We start from the raw sequence: 16,042 nt of genomic DNA, 5'->3' as shown, positions 1-16,042 counted from the left end.
ACCCAATGGACAGGCGCCGCCACTACCCGTTCATCTGCGGCCCCTGACCGCGATTTAGCGATAGATTCTCTTTTCACCGCGCGACCTCGTATTAATTGTCAGCCCCCACCGCTCAGGTGCGACGGCGCCTTGCACGCATGCGGGAAATGCGCGCAAACAACACGCCGCGACTCGGGATGAGCCGTCCGCGCGCGTGTTCCGAATACAACCGTGGAAGTCGAGCTCAGTTGCTCAGGGCGAGCTGCACGCCATCGACGCCCATGCCCACCTCACCATAGAGCTCGCGCATCTTCTGCTTGATGCTTTGCCCCTTCGTGCGCCCGACAAGCGCGTTTTGCAGCTCAATGTGCTCGTGGGCTGCTGCGGTCAGGCGGAAGGGCATCTTCTCGATACCGCTTTTCGAGATTCCTAAAGCAATCCGCGCGTTCTCCGACAGCGCCGACGAGTTGATGACCAACAAGTAATACTGAACGATGACGACCCTCTCTACGCCTGTCTCGAGGTCGACGACGGTTGCCGCACGCCGAGGGCCATCCGGCCTGATATCGCCACTCTTCTGAAGGGCAGCGACCGCGTGGGCGATCTGTGTCGACTGAAGATGGGGCAACGCGGCGCGAAGCGTGACGGTATGTTGTGCGACGAACGGGCTCATCGTGAAAACGGCGAGCACATCTCGCTGGACGGTTTTCGGGCGTGGCATGGCTTCCCTCATGCGTGGCAAAGCGGTCCGACCCGCGGCAAGACGGATTTCGGACTACTGATTGGTGGACGAAGAAACGTGGTTACAACATCCAGAATCGGCCAGGCGACATGCGGCAGGCGTGCGAGGACCCGACGTCAGAAAGACGTCACCTCGTACGACCGACGTGTGTTAGCCCGAGCCGCCCCGTGGAATCAGGCGCCGCCCGCGAACCTACAGTGAGGTTGTCCAGCCGCCAGCCGATGGCGACTCGTCGGGACAAAGAGATGGAATCGAGATTGCGCTCGCCCGGCGTCAAGCCGACCAAACGCGGACGGGACGCATCGGTGACTGTCATTCGACGACAGTCCCCGCGGCCCGATGGGTCGTGTGGTGATCATGATGGTCCTCGCAGCGCGCCTCCGAAGGCACGCTCAAGTTCTTCTGTGGGCCCGCGGCAAACGAGCTGACACAGACTTCAATTCAGTGTGCGTGAAGCATAGAACAAATCATATTTATCTTCAACGTTTTATCACCGGCGTAATCGGAAAACCATTTGTATTGAATTGCCATGCCATTCTCGATGTCGGATTTGCCATTTTTATCACGCGGATCCACTGCAGCGGCCGGAGGGTCGGCTACTGTCGCGCCAGGTTCGTCGACACTCTATTAAGTGACAGGCATGCTTTCCATGCATTCGTCTTCCCGAGCTCACTGCAAAAACGGTTTCAGCTCGGTGACACGATAGAGCGCGCTCCGTCGTCGGTTCTGGGAGGTGTCTTGGCGAAGAAGCGACCATCGATCGGCCGCTGGTCGGCACGGTTGCGCTTGGAACGCGGATGCAGATCCCCGGGAGCGCAGATACCCGGCTTTAGAAGACCATGGCGAGGGATGCGGCCGTTCCGGAACCGCCTTGTCGACCGTCAGAGCTGACGATCGAGGGGAAAAATCCCCATACGCGCGAGGACGCTTGCCGTCGTCCTCGCGCGCTAGCCCTATTGCGGGGTCGGCCGGCTAGCGCCCGATACCCCGCGCGGGGCGCATCCTGGGGTGACGCATCGCCGTCGGAAGCAACAGCTCGGCGATTTGGGATGAGCGCCTCCGGAGGCGCTCGGTGATCGTGGGCGAAACTATAGCACAGCGCCACCCCCCTCCAACACGCGCACATCCCTCATCCAGGTGCGTTACCGCGGGGTCGGTTGGTCGTCCTCCGACGGGTCCAGGCGCATTCCGGGATAGCGTGCTTGCGCCGCGCGACGAGCGCGAAGCCGGCCGATCTTGTCCATTGCACCCACGGGATCCGTCCAGTCGAACTCAATACTTTGCGCAATACTCGGCAACTTCTTCTCGACTCGCGTCAACAGCGCATTCACCTCTTTAACTTCTCGCGCGTCGCCGCGAATCGTCCTGACGAGACCATCCACCAGTTCCCGACGCTGCGCCATCAGTGACTCGACCAACTTCAACAGACGCTCCACACTGTTGTGATTCACGATTCGTTTATCACGGGTATTCGTCGGTCGAGGAATTTGTTTGACTAGATCCCGTTGATCCCGCAGTTCCCGCGGGAGGTATCCCCCTTCCTGGCGTCCACTCGTCGAGTCTTGCCTATTCGTCACCCACTTAACCATGACCGGACGCTTGGCCGATTGGCCGCGGGATTTCGACTTTCGGACATAGTTAAATCGCACAGAAATCTTACCTGCGCGACTGGGAATTGCTCTATGTATTTGCAGGTTCACCATCCGAATGGCGTGATCAATCGCTTCGATCGCGCTGATCTTCCTCCCCACCCACTGTATCGCCTCTGTCTCAAGCGCTAGTTCGCGCTCTGGTAATTCCTTGGGAGCGTTCATCGCTTTCGCGATGCGTGTCTTCACCTCGTCACGGTCATCCATGACATATCCCTCGCGCTTGTTGAATACGGTCGCCCGCGCAATTGCTGGGCAGCATCGTCCTTAGTCGAATCCTTTTCCCGCGGCGCCTCTTCATCTGATGGAGGGCGCTCCTTTCTCCCGATGCCGCCCAGCTGATACAGGCTGCTCCTCGCGGGGAGCCCGGGCCGGTCCCGCAACGTGGGACCGGCCCGGGCGGGCGGCCTGCTCGCCTGCTGCGCTTGCCCTGCGATGCGCTCGCGCCCCGCGCGTCCGCGCAGGGCCACGCCCCTTCGCAAACCGCCGACCTGGTTCCGTGCCTGAGCGCTGAACGATGCGCGCTTGCCCGCCGCCGCCGATGTTTGTAACGCCGTTTCCGATACCGTGTTAGCCGCGTTAGGACCGACGCCGCGAGCCGCGGGCGCCGACCGGAGGTCGGCGCCCGCGGCGAAGCGGTTCCTGAGTTGCACAACCCCTCCCGTATCGCAATGCAATGCGATACACATTCACGTCGGCGGGGTCCTTAACGCCCAGAATAGCGGTTTTTTAGCCGCAATATGCTTCGCTTTCTGATTTCTTTTTTCCCCGTGAGGATCGCTAATTTCTGCAACACAAGCATTTGTGTCCCACAACACACCGCTTTCATTTCCGATATGCAACGCGCACCCGTATCCTTTGTGTAACGGTGACGCCGACCCGGCGTTTTCCCGGTACCTGTTGTGTTACACAATCCAACGCTTAGGAGCACACATGGATCTCGTCGTTGCACTTGACATCGGTCACAGCACGAACAAATGTCTCGCCGTCCGCGTCGATTCGCCCACCGAACGTACGAGGGCCTTCTTCCCGACGTGCGTTGCACCAGCCGTCGAGATCAGCGACGCCGCCACCCGCGAACGGGCACTGCGCGAGACTGTTGAGGTCGCTGGCCAACGATTCTTCTTCGGCCAAACTGCGCGCAAGCAGTCCGGCGCCAAGGATTTTTTCGGCCTCAACTCGGACTGGGTGTTTGATCCGATGCACGATGCACTGCTGCTCGGCGGCCTCCAGACGATGCTTTCGAATTTTCCTGAGCGGCCGTCACGCCTCTTCGTGGTTCTCGGCCTCCCCGCCGAGAACTACGACACCCACAAGGCGGAGTTTTCGGCGCGCGCAGCCTCGCTCATCACCCGGTACCTTGGTAACACCTCTACCCAGGTCCAGGTTCGCATCCAGTCGCAGCCCCACGGCGTGCTCTCGAATCTGATCTTCATGCAGGATGGCAACATTCAGCAGACGCGGGACATTGATAACGAGCTATGGGGCATCCTCGATCTCGGACATTTCTCCGCCGACTACCTGATGTTCGACGAGGGTGACATGATCCAAAGCGCGTTCGGGTCCGCCGACGGCGTGCACAAGGTTTATCAGAAGGTTTCGCAATTGCTCGAGGCGAAATCGTTGCCCAAAGATCTTCGCACGCTCGAGCAAGCAATTCGTTTGCGCACGGTGAAGCACTACGGCAACGACATCAATGTTGGGGCGGACGTCGACGCGATCGTCGTACCGTTCGCCGACTCGCTGATTGATGAAACGCGGAATCGGTTCGGCCGGAACATCGGGAAGATGAATGGCATCATCTTGGCGGGTGGCGGTGCCGACCTGATCTTCGACCGATTCCAGAAAGCCTTTCCGAACGCGATCAAGCCCGATAATCCGCAGTTCTCGGTCGCTGAGGGCTTTACGCGCTTTGGTCTCTATCTCGCACGCAACGCCCAGTGAGGTGGTTATGGGACGGGCACGAAATCCCACATGGCAAGACAAAAGACGCGTGGACCTCGAAGTCACCTTCGGGAGTGATCCTCAAGTCCTCGTTTTCCTGCACACGACCGACCTGAATGTGTCGCGCCTAATCAAGAACTTGCTCTTTGAGTACATCACCAAGACCGGTGACGTAGCGGCCAGTATTGAGTACTGTCAGCACTTTCGGCGGCAAGCTCTCCTTGCAGCAGCGTCTGCGACTCCTGTGGGCCTTCACGGCACGTCCTCGCACGTCGCCCCTGTGGCAATTTCGCACGGTTCTGCGGCTGCGCTGTCCGCACCGGTCCTCTCGCCCCAGGCGCCGGCATCACCACCACCTCCGCTGGGGCTTCCACCGGCCCCTGTCCCGCTGCCAGTGGACAGCCGCTCGCCCGACATGGAGGCCGCCCCCGATCCCCCGCAACCAGACCCTCCGCAGCAATACACCGGGCGCAACGCCAGCATGGTGCGCCACTTGCTGAACAACTCCTAAGTGAGGACACCATCAATGGCGGAACGACAACTCGACCGTGCAACCAGCGAGTGGCAGGAATGGATCACCGGGTCCGACCTTTCAGACGGCGGCCCTCGAATTTTTCCCTCTACCGCTGCCGCACTCGCGAACCTTCGACCAGGGCTCACCGCCGAGGACCTTTGGCTCGGCGCAACCGGACGCGCCTCGCTCGTCGCCACGTCCTTCGGTCCGATCGACGAGCCGTGGTTCGCACCGGCGAACGCCGCCCTCGCCCAGCAGACTCGCTCCGCCTATACGTCGACCGCGTATCAGTCGGACGTCTATCCGTGGGCTGCCGCAGATGTCGATGGTCTGACTCTCGACGGGGCAACCGTGGCTCTAATTCGCAAAGCCACGCCGCAACAACACCAGCAAGCGTTATCAGGCGTGGTGCCCGAGGCCTATGCGGCAGAAGCCCAATGGATCCTGTTTTGCTGCGGTCCGGACGTCCGCCGGGCGGTCTATTGGAGTTACTACGTCGGTCCCGCCGGCGCCATCGAGTATCCGGCCCCGCTGTGGATCCAGCCGGACACGGCCCACCAGACCAAGCTCGTTGCGCGGGCCCGCCTCTTTCGCCTGGCCGTGCTGCTCGACTTTGTTCCGAAGGGGGCGCCTGTGGACCTCGCATGTTCCGCCTGGCTATTGGCTTCCCGGGCCGCGCGGCGCGCCGACTCTCTCCTGCGCGAAGCAGAGCTCGCCGCAGCATCCTTCATCTCTTCGGAGAACTCCCCGACAGCTATGACAGGTGTCCGAGCTCATATGGCCGACCCGAGTAGCGATGTCGACTATGCCGCGGTGTTCACGGAACTCGCGCCATTGATTCCGCCGTCCACGAACCTCTCGGCCCTGCTTTCTCGCCACAGCCGCGTGGTACCGCCCAGGTTGTCGCTCGCAGAGACCGCCGGCGCGGATCTTGCGCTGCGGCGGATCACGGAGCAACGCAATCAGGTGTCTGGCGAAGCGTCACCGCGCCTTCGACTTCGCAGTTCGGGAGATGACACTGCCCTCGCGAGTGGAGAGATCGCGCAGGGCGCCAACTCTGAAGGCGCGTTCTTTGGGTGGTGGGACACCGTATGACACGCCCTCCAGCAACGGCTTCCGGCGCGCCGCAGGCATTTCCCAGGGCAATGCATTCGGCATCGGCTCCACCGTGCCGTCATCCCATCGTCCTCGAGGAGATTCTCATGAAATCGCCGCAAGTTATGGCCGCCACGGCAATCGCAGAAGGTGAAAAAGCAGGCTACAGCGACCTTATGGTTTTGAGCTCCGCCGCCGGTTTCTACGTAGGAACCACCTACACCGGGCCCGACGGGTTCGAGGAACCTGGCTCACGCGACAGCGACTATTTTCGGTCGGAAGAGGAGGCCGAACGCCACCTCAGCATGATCCAATTGCGAATCGTCCCGACCCGTCTGAAGGCCTAATGGGTTCCCCAACTTATTTTGAGAGGAGACGTCATGGCGACCGAACAGGAAATCAGCGTACTCAAGCGAGAATGGCTCGAGGATCCGCACTGGGACCTCGAGTCGACGGATGGCTTCGCGGATCATGTTGACGAACTCAAGGCTTTCCGACTCGCGCAACAGCAGCGATGGCGGGAGCAGCATACCGAGCGAATGTTGACGAAGGCTAGCGAGCTCGGCGTTCCGGGCAACGTCAAGTTGGCCGAATACGTCGTCCTTCTCGAACGTCGAGTTGCCAAGTTGGAAGAGTCGCTCCCGGGAAACTGAAAACTAGCATATGACGTCAGATTGATTGACTCGGTTGTGGAGCCGCGTCGGCTCGCGCAACGGCGGACGCTGCTCTCGCAACGAAACACCGAGTTCCCTGATCTCAGCTCAGCCCTGCATGCCAATGCGCATCGGGGCTTTTTTTATTTTTTCCTCTCCGGACACCGCCTCGGCCTACCACCAGGACGTCATCGCACTAGCGATTACACCCCCCTTTTTCGAACGAGTCTCTTCAAGTTCCGGCTTGCATCTCCTCTGGCTATGTCAACCGCTCTCTCAGGAGGGCACCTTTAGGAGATCGCAATGGACCTGCTTCAACTGATTGAATTCTTCCGGGAGATTCATCACCTCGGGTTTTTCTGCGGCCTGTTGATTGCCGCGACCATTTTCATGCCGTGGTTCATGATGCTGCATCCCATGACCGGCATGGAGTCGTTTGGTGGTTTGGCAGCCTTGGGAATGGGCGTCGCGCTGGATACCGCGTCACCGTCCGACGATGCAGTGCTGCTCATCGGAGTTCTGTGTGCAATATGCGCGCTGGTCTTCGCGGTCAAGGTGGTCGTGATCCTTGCTTCGTCGGATCGACTGCTGCGCGAGGATCTGGCGTCATCGTTAGCGCAAGTTGCCAGTTCGCTTCCTGCGGGAAATGACAGCACCTTTCGACACCCGTCGCGCCTGGGCGAACCGCAGCTGCACCAGCCCCCGCGCGCTCGCTCGATCCCTGTCGACAACGTCGATCTTCCGATGAAGCGCCGATCCCTCGGAATGTCGCGCGGTCGCCTCCATGCGCTGATGCAACGATTCGCACGACGCTGATTTCTCGGCGCCTCCTCTGACCTTACAAAGCCTCAATCGCAGTTCGATCGAGGCTTTTTCTTTCCGTCGGCGTGGATCCGACCTGTCCTGTGGTCGCCCGCACACCGACGGATGGTAGCCATATATGGGAGAAACACGCGATGCCTCGCTCCAATACAGTGGCCCCACCGAGCGCAGAGCGCCGTTGGGCGCCGCCATCGGTCACGCAGCAACAAATCGACCAGCCTATCGCCGCAAACCATCTCACCGACAAGACTCACTACGCGCGCAGGATCGGCTACTCGGGCCGACGCCGCGTGCTGATCCTCGACGGGAAGGTGATCTCTCACCGAGGGATGTGCTGGTTTGTGTTCTGTGAGATGTGTCGACGTCAGCTTGCCAACACGCGCCGACTCGCTTTCGGTGACGCGCCCCCATCAGAAGCTACCTCTGAGTCAACGCCTCAGACGATCGCTCCTCGCGCAGGGGCCAGCCATTCGGCGCCGTCCGAAACCCCTAGCTGATCGCTATAGCCCCTTGCCTCGATGCCGGGGCTTTTTCTTTGTGTAGAGGGAAGTGCGGTACTGCACGCGGCCCCTGCACGCTCAAGGCCGGCGCAGGATTTTCCGGGTGATCACTACGCCGCCGATCACACACACCGCGATCAGAATCGTCGCCTGCAGGCTGTGGCCGCGCGTCGCCGCTCCCAGGACGCGATAGACCGCGCCTCGAACCAAGGTATCGAGGACGATATCCACTATCGAGTGGTGGTAGGAGAAGAGAACGAGACCGTTCATCGGATAGCCTCCGGTGCTGGAGAAAGAGTCCTCTGATACTACGGCCTGCATCCGCTTATGCGGAAATTGCGCACGAGCTGACGGTGCGCGGGCCCACTCGCATTGTTGCGCAACAGCCTCAACGCGCGCTCGCTACTCCGGGTCCACCGCTCCCGCATGCGTGAAATCCTCACGGACCTCTCGTGCGTCGGCACCTGCCGGTACGCTCGGTGCCGGCCTATTGATCGCCGCTTTCGTGGTAGCAAAGGAATGCCGCATCCAGTTTGGAGTTGCCTGTCTCACACGCTCGCGCAAGTGGGTTTCGGACGCCGGTACGAATTCCAAAGCGCGATCGAGCAGCGTCCGAAGCGCCTGGTACATCCCCGTCTCGGACAAAGGTCGTGCGTCCGGCCCGGACTCGAGTGGCACGAGGGGCAGAGTCTCCCCCCTCTCAGGCAACTCAGGTAATTGCATGAAGCGGCGGAATCGCACCAGCGCCTCGATCGCCCCTTCGCCGACCGGAAGCAGCACCGGGCTGCCCGATCGATTAGGAACACTGAGCATCCATTGATCTCCCCCATCGATGTACTGCAACTGGAGGTCGCTCATGCGCGCGCCACACGCTTGTGCTCGTTTCAGATCGGTGTGCAAGAGCAGGTGGAATATCCAGCGATTTCGCTCGAACTTCCACCTCGCTGCGCCGCGGTTCCACCGTATGCCTTCGCCAACGCGTCGGATCGCGTCGGTCAGGATCTGCAGCTGCCGATCATCGAAATAGCGGTCGGCGCGCGCTGGCGGCGCATCCACCTCCGGTAGGTCGATCCCCCCCAGCATCGGGTCCGACTCGATGTAGCCGCGTTCCTTCGCGTACTTGAAGAAAATCGCAATGACGGAGATTGCATGCTTCAACGAGCCGCCGTTCATGCAGCCGGTGAACGGTTTCCAGGTTGGCGAGCTCCGAGGACGACGCGGCCCGATCAGATCCTCAGGCGGCCGCAGCAAAAACTCGACATATCGCTGGCGATGCTCGACCGTGAATGCGCGTAGCGTTACACCTTCGCGTGCCATAAACAGCCGCAAACGCGAGATCTCGCGGCGATAGATGCGAGCGGTGTGGGGCCGCTTTTGGAAGCGGGCAACCCAGCCGTTCATTACTGCGTCGTCGTTCGCCGCCTGATTACCGACTACCGCGTGTTGATCGGTCGGCACTCCGGCACCTGCGCGAAAGGTGTCCTCAAGCCGCGCATTCAAAATCGGCTCCGCGCAATGCGTTGATTGCTCTGGTGTATTCAGCCTCCGACGCGAACTGTTCGCGCGGCACATCCACCTGGCCGAGCGGCACCTGTTCGAGCCCCTCCTGCCCGCGGGCATATGGCCGGTCATGGCCCGTGAGAATGCGTCGATCCTCAAGCACGATACGAACGAATCCGTCGATCTCGTCCGACGCCGTGCCGGCCATTCCTGCGAACTCGTGCGCCGCGTCCGCCGGGAACCGCACGAAGAACTTGATGCCGCCTTTACCACCCTTCTCATTCCAGGTACGCGCCGCGATTGTCACTCGAGGGATCGCGAACCCCGCCGCTTCGAGGTGTATAGCGAGTGTCTCCCATGTGTATTGGGGATCCTCCGCCGACAAGCGGTTCAGGACGGCGTGAATTTTGAGCTCGGCGTCGACAAGTGTCTCGTCAGCGATTACGTAACGAATGTCGTCCGGTCGGTCATTGACCGTCGGCAGGATGACTAGGGTCTGCGGCATTCTTCTTTTTCTCCTGAACCGACCTTTCGATGAACGCCCGCGCGCCTACGGCAAGTTGAAACGATGCGCGTCGAGCTCCATGCTTCACGATCTTTCCGCCAACCCTCGGGCTGTTGAATACGGGATTTTTGTACGGTACGGCCCGAAGGTTCCCGAGGCCGCGCCAACTGAACACGTTTTCGTCCCGGAGGGTCTCAAGGATGTGATCTCGAAGGTCGTTGAGCACGGCCTCGACCCTGTTGACAGGCAACCCGTGCTTCTGCGCGAGTTGTTGTGCGAGTTCGCGCTTCCTCACGCCGTATGCCCCCGGCGCAAGTCGTTCCCGTCCGCGATTTGGTTCAGCAACAGGATTTCGTCAAAATCGCCCCGCTGGAATGCCTGGATGACCACGAGGTCAAAGTCCTCCGGCTTGCCCTCAAGCGGTGGCAACTCGACCTTCTCGTCACTCGGTGCGAAGCAGCATTCGATGTCGGCGACACTTCCGATAAACACCTCGCCCGTCGCGAGCAGCACACGACATGCCTCGGTCTCACTACTCAGCGCGACCAACACCGCGCGAGTGTCCGCTGGCGACTCCAGCACACTCGTCGTGTTGTACAGCACGCGTCCAAGCTCCAGTTCCATGCTCTAGCTCCCAGGCACCAGTCTCTCAAGCGTATCGTGGCACCGTCGATTTCAGAAATGGTTCAGCTGTCGGCATCGGCGGATCGACCTCCCCCCGTCATCCGCTGCGCCACCTAGCCCTGTGGTCTCTGCTGGTTCATCTGCTGTTCATACGCCTCGGCTCGTCCACGCTGGCGCGCTGCCTCTTCGCTCGCCTGAGCGAGCCGCCCACGAAGCGAGTCAACCATTCCCTGTAACACTCGCATTTCGTCACGGGTTCGCTTTTCCGATTCTTCGGCCCGCATTCGTGCCGTGATCGCTCCGTCCTGTTGCAACATCGCAGCCTTGCGCGCGCTGTCCAGCGAAGCCGAGGCGTTCCTCAAAGTTTCAACTTCCTTGCTGTGCGCGTCGGTTGCCCTTGCTAGCTCCTCCCGGCTCTGCCGAACTGCCGCCTCGGCCGCCGCGACCTTGGCCCGCAACATCGCGATCGTCTCAACCTGCTCTGCCTCGCGCTTACGGGCGGCCTCCATTTCTGCAAGTGCTAGATCGCGCGCAGATTGTGCACTGACCAACGCCACCCGCGATTCCTCGACCGTCCGTTCCATTTGCGCGAGTTGCTGGGCTAGTTCTGCGCGCTCCTGATCAAGGTGCCGCGCGGCCACATCCTTGGCATGTACAAACAGGCGGTTCAACATTTCAACGGCCAGTGTCGCATCGGCAGGTGCCATAGCATCTGTGCGCCACGCCGACTCGAGCAGTATTTGAAAGGTCTTGTCTTCCCACGCCCTTACTGCCCGCTGGATGGTCGTGAGCGATGGATTCTTACCGGGCAACCGCTCTCGCACCAGCCGATGAACCTCGGTGACCCGCGGAATCACGCGGCTCGCCGCCATTTCTTCGCATATCTGGAAGGCCAATTGCACCGTCGCCCCTCCGTCGGGACGGGTGGATTCCGGGCGCACGCTTCGATCTGCAACAGCGGTCATGATCAACTCCGTGGAACAATTTCGTGACTAGCACCACGCCCGGGGTTCCTTAACTGGCAAGGCATTAGGCGCTTCCAGGCGTGAAACATCTTGGATTTTCCACGCTCGGGGTGGCCCACTCGGTGGGACCGACATCCATGGGGCCGTTCCGGCGTGATTTCCTACCAAACGATATGATTTGTATCATAAATCGTAGGGTTACTATGATAGCAATTCTCGGCTTGAGGCGCCGGGAGTTTCTGGATTCGGTCGACTGGGCGGTATCGTCATGTTGGTAGATTCGCCATCACATTTGGAGATCGAGCATGCAGACCGTATCGCTTTTGGACCTCGAGAACGCGATCAATTATTGGAGAGAGAGGGAGCCTTCGACGGGAGATGAGTGCGCGCTTTCGCCCTCGGTGAACGCCCTGGCCGAGGTCTATGCGGCACTGATCACGGAACGCGGCGAGAGGGTACCGCTCAGCCACCTGCATCCGGCTGCCTGTCGAGCGATCCAACTTTGGCGAGCCGCGTTCGCCGCAAACGTCGCGAACTAGTCAACCGGGGGGGCACCGGTACCGCAAATCGCTGGTCGGGTAGGCGAGCCGAAGCTACTGACGAAAGAGCCGCCCATTTAGTAGTCACGCAGATAGGTCACGCACAACCCGCACCTGCGCTAGCCGGAAATCTATCCACTACACAATACGTCCCGGTGCGGGTCCTACTCGTGGATAGCTACCGATGGGTTACACAATCGGTTGCGGGGCGCCAAGGGAACCCGTCGTGGCTGCACGCCGGGACATCCCGCCCCCCCAGGTCGAGCCGTGCAGTCGCTTTCCCCTGCAACCGTGGCCTCGGGTTCACGCGCTGGGGGTGACCCCAACGCTCGGTCGAACGTCAACTAACGCGCTCGGCCTAGTCACCGCCTTGGATTTCCCGCATGCGGGACCCTCCAAAATTCTATGCTCGGCAACTCGTCCTTCCTGAATCACTCCTGGCCCGGTTCTTTTCGGAAGGGCTGCCAACTTCGCCTATACCAGGCGCCGGCCTGGCGCGCGTCAGACATGCGCCATGGCCCGGCGGAGGTGGAGGCAAGCCGCTCGACCGATTATCCGCGTCGCCAACACGTCATGACCCAGCGGGAGCAATTGAGGGCGTGTACGGCCGGCCGTATCGCCGGCCGAACTCTGTAGTCGAACGTGGTAGCCGTCGACAGGAGGAATCCCTATTAGTGACGCGCGGCCGGTTGATCTTGCCCGCGTCACATCACTTTGGGTCGCGCAAGTGGAGAGTTGAATCGCGCCCTCGCGCACCGGGCATGCGCGGCTGCCCGCCCATGCCGAATAGGATCGTCACACGGTCAGTAGACATACACCGAGGTTCGGTGGCCCGTCTTGCTCCCGGGAATCGCGGATCAGCGCCGGGATTCGCCCGGTCGCCGGCGACCCGAGTCGGGCCCTGCAGTCGCAGTCGGATTGCCCTACATCTCGGTATCGACCAGAGGCGATGGGTTAGGCGCCCGCGGTGTCGTGCAGCCCTCCTATCGAGCGCCGAGATGCTGCGCTGGAGGCGCCGGCTCCGGTGGCCAGCGGTCACCACACCAACTCCCCGATGGGAACAGCGGGTAGGAGCCGCTACCCCGTCTACGGCAGTCCTGACGGAGAGCCCGACATAGGCTCCGTGACCACCGCGCGCAACGCAGACGAGATTTCCAGAGAGGGGGGCCCTGTCTCCATACTATCGTCGGCTCCGGGTCTAGCCAATTCAGGCCCCTGCAAGGGCTATCGATGAAGACTGCTGCCCCCAATGCGGCAGCCACTCTAGGTCAGTCATTCGTTAGTCACGCGGCATTCAGGCGTAGGAGGGTGGCGCGAGCCGACACCGTCTCGAGGCGGCATTATCGTGGGCGGGGTAGCCCAGAATGCGGCGATCACGGTGCATCGCCTGCCAGTGGGCCAGCCACCCGGAGTGTCCCTAGTATGGACACATACCGGGGCCGTAGGTGCCAAACCAGACCGCTTATGAGTGCCCCTACTAGGGACACTCGGCCGGTAACCGCTGCCCCTCACCATGCGACCCGCACCAGAAATCGAGGCAGCGCCGCTACGACGCCCCGAACAGCGGGTATCTGCCATCGCGAGCCCCCTGGCGAGTGTTCCTACTAGGGACACTCGCCAGGGAAGCGCCGCCCCTCCTAGCGATCAGGCGAAAAAAAAGCCCGCTGATGCGGGCCACTTGAGCTTGTTTCGGTTAATCGGGAGTCGCGCTGAAGAGCTCGTTGATCAGCATCCGGATTCGCGTCTCCTGCGCCTCGGAAAGGACACCCGATTTGATTTTTACCGTCAAACTGTTGACGTCCTTCGTGATGCTGCCGGCTTGTGCCTTTCCCGAAAAAAACTTCTCGATTCGCCGTTCTCGAGCCGATGAGCTGGTCTCGTTTCGCGTCGCCATTGCGATAACCGCGGACGCGAACTTCCCCTGATCCAGGCTGCCGCTTAACACGGATGGCCAAAGCTCGCGCGCTGCTTTCTCTCCCTTCTCCCCATGCTTTTTAAGCGCCGCGACGATCTGCTCTGCGGCGTTGCTGGCGAGCGCACGCGGCTGGAGATCCAGGTCGCGCCGAATGAATTCGGGTAGCTTGTCGAACGCGAGGAATTTATAGAGGCCCGACCGCGAGAAACCCAACGCTTCGGCCAACCGTGTGCGGTTGGGAAACTCGGCCTCGGCCCGCCGGATCGAAAGCGCGATCTCGTAGTCCGCCAGATCTTCTCGATCGACGTTCTCGACCAGCGCAAGCACGATCATGTCCTGGTCCGAGCACTCGATCACGACCGCCTTAATGGTCTCCTTGCCGATCATCTTGTGCACGCGCCAACGCCGCTCGCCAGCCACGATCTGATAGCCGGACTCAGCACGTCGAACGACGATCGGCTGAATCAACCCTACCTCGCGAATCGACTCTCCCAATTCCGAAAGCTTCGCCTCGTTGAAGACCCGTCGGGGCTGCCACGGATTCGGAGAAATCTCTGCGACCGGAATCTCCGACGACTTTCCTTCGGCCTCGAGCTCCTGCACCCGAAGCTGAGCCGCCGCCAGCGCCCCTGCCATCCCAGGGGCAGTCTCAGTGCGGCTAGCCCGCCGCGCCGGATCCGGTGTCCGATCCGCGGTCGACCGGATCCCAGCCGTCTTTGCGAGCAGTTGATCGCGAATGTTGTTGGTCATTGTGCAGCCTTCCATTGATTGATGAACATCTCGTCAACCCACTTGCAATAATCCATTAGCGGTTGCTTCACGCGCTGGAGTGACTTGCTTTGAGCGTGCGTGCTGTTGATATCGAACACCGTGGTAAAGGCGAGTGCCCCGGAACTCATCACCGAGCTAGCCGGGATTTCGAACGGGTCAAGCCACTCCCGATATGCACCTTGCGCCCAGGTCCGCACCACAGGGGCTGACGACGTCGTTCCGTAGTTCACCCGGGTGAGTAGCAGCGAGATAAAGTCGTACGCCTTGTCAGCCTCGTATTTCAAGAACGACTTCGCAATGTCCGAGAAGATCCGCCAGAACGAAAGGGAGCTGAAGAAATCGAGGTTCTCAGGTACCATCGGCATGACCATCGCATCCGCAGCCAATAGCGCGTTGAGATTCAGGTACGACAACGATGGCGAGGTGTCCAGGATGATGTAATCGTAGTGCTTTCGCAGCGGTGCGAGCCCTTGCCTCAAGACCTGCCAAAACTTGAACCCCGGGACTTTCATTTGCATCGCCGGCAAATGGTAGTCAGCCTCAACGAGTTCGGTATGCGCAGGAATAAGGTCCAGGCCATCCCAATAAGTCGACTGCACCTTCGACGCCAGCCCACCTTCCAAGTTTTGATCGTAGACGAACGGCAGGACAGTATCGCCGGGAGAGACTTCCTTTTCCGAATACAGACCACATAGCTCCGAGAGTGATGCCTGCGGATCCAAGTCGACCACAAGCACCTTCCGTCCCCGCAACGACAACCCTTGTGCGAGACACATCGTTGTCGTCGTCTTCGCCGATCCTCCCTTCAGCTGCGCCGTAACAATAACCTTCCCCTCGAAATCGCTCGGACCAGCGACAAGAGGTGTCTGGAAGATGTTGCCGACCTTCTGCACCCAGGTCCGAGCTTCGGCGAGCGTGAAAAGGCGACTACGACTGCGCCCCGTCCCACTTGTTTCGCCAGCAGGCAAGATGCCATCGCCCTTCGTAGCGAGATATTGCACCTGCTGGCGGCTCAGACTACAGAGTTCCGCGACCTCCCCGGTTGTAAAAAGCGGCGCCGCCTTCCGTGGCCGCGGTGCGAGAATCTGATCACGCAGCTCATCCGCGTAATCTGTGAGCACATCTGCAAAATCGCTGATTCTCTGGAGGGTGACGGTTCGATCTATTGGCTTGGGTTGGCTGACGCTGGCCATTTCTGAGTTTTCCACGAAAAAATTGACTAAACGAAGAATACAGGAAAACGCAGAAATGGACTCGTGTTTTGGGTCGTCACATGAACTCCCGCTGCTAACCTGTTGTTTTTTCGACCTTGGTTCACGCCCGGC

General features: G+C 60.6%; 16 protein-coding genes. 6 read left to right on the top strand and 10 right to left on the bottom strand.

The window, feature by feature from the left end:
* Window positions 1-223 precede the first annotated feature (223 nt).
* Together MBR110_RS29775 and MBR110_RS29770 are read right to left on the bottom strand one after the other, a co-directional pair.
* Complete coding sequence (locus MBR110_RS29775) at window positions 224-700, bottom strand: hypothetical protein (RefSeq protein WP_181709922.1); 477 nt, start codon at window positions 698-700, stop codon at window positions 224-226.
* A 1,163-nt stretch (window positions 701-1,863) separates the two neighbouring features.
* Window positions 1,864-2,577 carry a hypothetical protein gene (locus MBR110_RS29770; RefSeq protein WP_181709921.1) on the bottom strand — a complete coding sequence of 238 codons (714 nt, stop codon included), beginning with the start codon at window positions 2,575-2,577 and terminating at the stop codon, window positions 1,864-1,866.
* A 726-nt stretch (window positions 2,578-3,303) separates the two neighbouring features.
* Between MBR110_RS29770 and MBR110_RS29765 the strand changes: the two genes are divergently transcribed.
* The 5 genes from MBR110_RS29765 to MBR110_RS29745 all read left to right on the top strand — a co-directional run bounded on the left by MBR110_RS29765 (window position 3,304) and on the right by MBR110_RS29745 (window position 7,392).
* A complete protein-coding gene (locus MBR110_RS29765; RefSeq protein WP_181709920.1) occupies window positions 3,304-4,314 on the top strand; it encodes a ParM/StbA family protein in 1,011 nt (336 codons plus the stop codon).
* A gap of 526 nt (window positions 4,315-4,840) precedes the next feature.
* Complete coding sequence (locus tag MBR110_RS29760; RefSeq protein ID WP_181709919.1) at window positions 4,841-5,923, top strand: hypothetical protein; 1,083 nt, start codon at window positions 4,841-4,843, stop codon at window positions 5,921-5,923.
* 107 nt (window positions 5,924-6,030) lie between these two features.
* Entirely contained in the window at window positions 6,031-6,270 is a 240-nt protein-coding gene (locus MBR110_RS29755) for a hypothetical protein (protein ID WP_258570032.1), read from the top strand.
* A gap of 33 nt (window positions 6,271-6,303) precedes the next feature.
* Window positions 6,304-6,576, top strand: coding sequence for a hypothetical protein (locus MBR110_RS29750; RefSeq protein ID WP_181709918.1), 273 nt, complete (start codon window positions 6,304-6,306; stop codon window positions 6,574-6,576).
* 303 nt (window positions 6,577-6,879) lie between these two features.
* Window positions 6,880-7,392 carry a hypothetical protein gene (locus MBR110_RS29745; RefSeq protein ID WP_181709917.1) on the top strand — a complete coding sequence of 171 codons (513 nt, stop codon included), beginning with the start codon at window positions 6,880-6,882 and terminating at the stop codon, window positions 7,390-7,392.
* A 584-nt stretch (window positions 7,393-7,976) separates the two neighbouring features.
* On the opposite strand, the gene MBR110_RS29740 is transcribed toward MBR110_RS29745, so the two are convergent.
* From MBR110_RS29740 to MBR110_RS29715, 6 genes are all read right to left on the bottom strand, one after another.
* Window positions 7,977-8,168, bottom strand: a complete 192-nt coding sequence (locus MBR110_RS29740; protein WP_181709916.1) for a hypothetical protein — start codon at window positions 8,166-8,168, stop codon at window positions 7,977-7,979.
* 132 nt (window positions 8,169-8,300) lie between these two features.
* On the bottom strand, window positions 8,301-9,356 hold the full coding sequence (locus MBR110_RS29735) for a tyrosine-type recombinase/integrase (protein WP_181709915.1): 1,056 nt from the start codon (window positions 9,354-9,356) through the stop codon (window positions 8,301-8,303).
* A gap of 25 nt (window positions 9,357-9,381) precedes the next feature.
* Window positions 9,382-9,903, bottom strand: a complete 522-nt coding sequence (locus tag MBR110_RS29730) for a hypothetical protein (RefSeq protein WP_181709914.1) — start codon at window positions 9,901-9,903, stop codon at window positions 9,382-9,384.
* On the bottom strand, window positions 9,866-10,198 hold the full coding sequence (locus MBR110_RS32670) for an HU family DNA-binding protein (RefSeq protein ID WP_181709913.1): 333 nt from the start codon (window positions 10,196-10,198) through the stop codon (window positions 9,866-9,868). The genes MBR110_RS29730 and MBR110_RS32670 overlap by 38 nt, the downstream gene beginning before the upstream one ends.
* The gene (locus MBR110_RS29720) at window positions 10,195-10,527 is read right to left on the bottom strand and encodes a hypothetical protein (protein WP_181709912.1); all 333 of its coding nucleotides are present in this window, start codon (window positions 10,525-10,527) and stop codon (window positions 10,195-10,197) included. The genes MBR110_RS32670 and MBR110_RS29720 overlap by 4 nt, the downstream gene beginning before the upstream one ends.
* Before the next feature lie 113 nt (window positions 10,528-10,640).
* Window positions 10,641-11,492 carry a hypothetical protein gene (locus MBR110_RS29715; RefSeq protein ID WP_181709911.1) on the bottom strand — a complete coding sequence of 284 codons (852 nt, stop codon included), beginning with the start codon at window positions 11,490-11,492 and terminating at the stop codon, window positions 10,641-10,643.
* Window positions 11,493-11,797: 305 nt separating this feature from the next.
* Between MBR110_RS29715 and MBR110_RS29710 the strand changes: the two genes are divergently transcribed.
* Complete coding sequence (locus MBR110_RS29710; protein WP_181709910.1) at window positions 11,798-12,031, top strand: DUF3717 domain-containing protein; 234 nt, start codon at window positions 11,798-11,800, stop codon at window positions 12,029-12,031.
* A gap of 1,693 nt (window positions 12,032-13,724) precedes the next feature.
* On the opposite strand, the gene MBR110_RS29705 is transcribed toward MBR110_RS29710, so the two are convergent.
* Together MBR110_RS29705 and MBR110_RS29700 are read right to left on the bottom strand one after the other, a co-directional pair.
* The gene (locus MBR110_RS29705) at window positions 13,725-14,696 is read right to left on the bottom strand and encodes a ParB/RepB/Spo0J family partition protein (RefSeq protein ID WP_258570031.1); all 972 of its coding nucleotides are present in this window, start codon (window positions 14,694-14,696) and stop codon (window positions 13,725-13,727) included.
* Window positions 14,693-15,910 carry an AAA family ATPase gene (locus tag MBR110_RS29700; RefSeq protein ID WP_181709908.1) on the bottom strand — a complete coding sequence of 406 codons (1,218 nt, stop codon included), beginning with the start codon at window positions 15,908-15,910 and terminating at the stop codon, window positions 14,693-14,695. The genes MBR110_RS29705 and MBR110_RS29700 overlap by 4 nt, the downstream gene beginning before the upstream one ends.
* Window positions 15,911-16,042: the final 132 nt, after the last annotated feature.

Origin of the sequence: Burkholderia sp. MBR-1 (assembly GCF_013822785.1) — a bacterium.
Classification (GTDB): domain Bacteria; phylum Pseudomonadota; class Gammaproteobacteria; order Burkholderiales; family Burkholderiaceae; genus Burkholderia; species Burkholderia vietnamiensis.
Note: the sequence above shows the minus strand (reverse complement) of the source record. Positions and strands in the feature narration are given on the sequence as shown.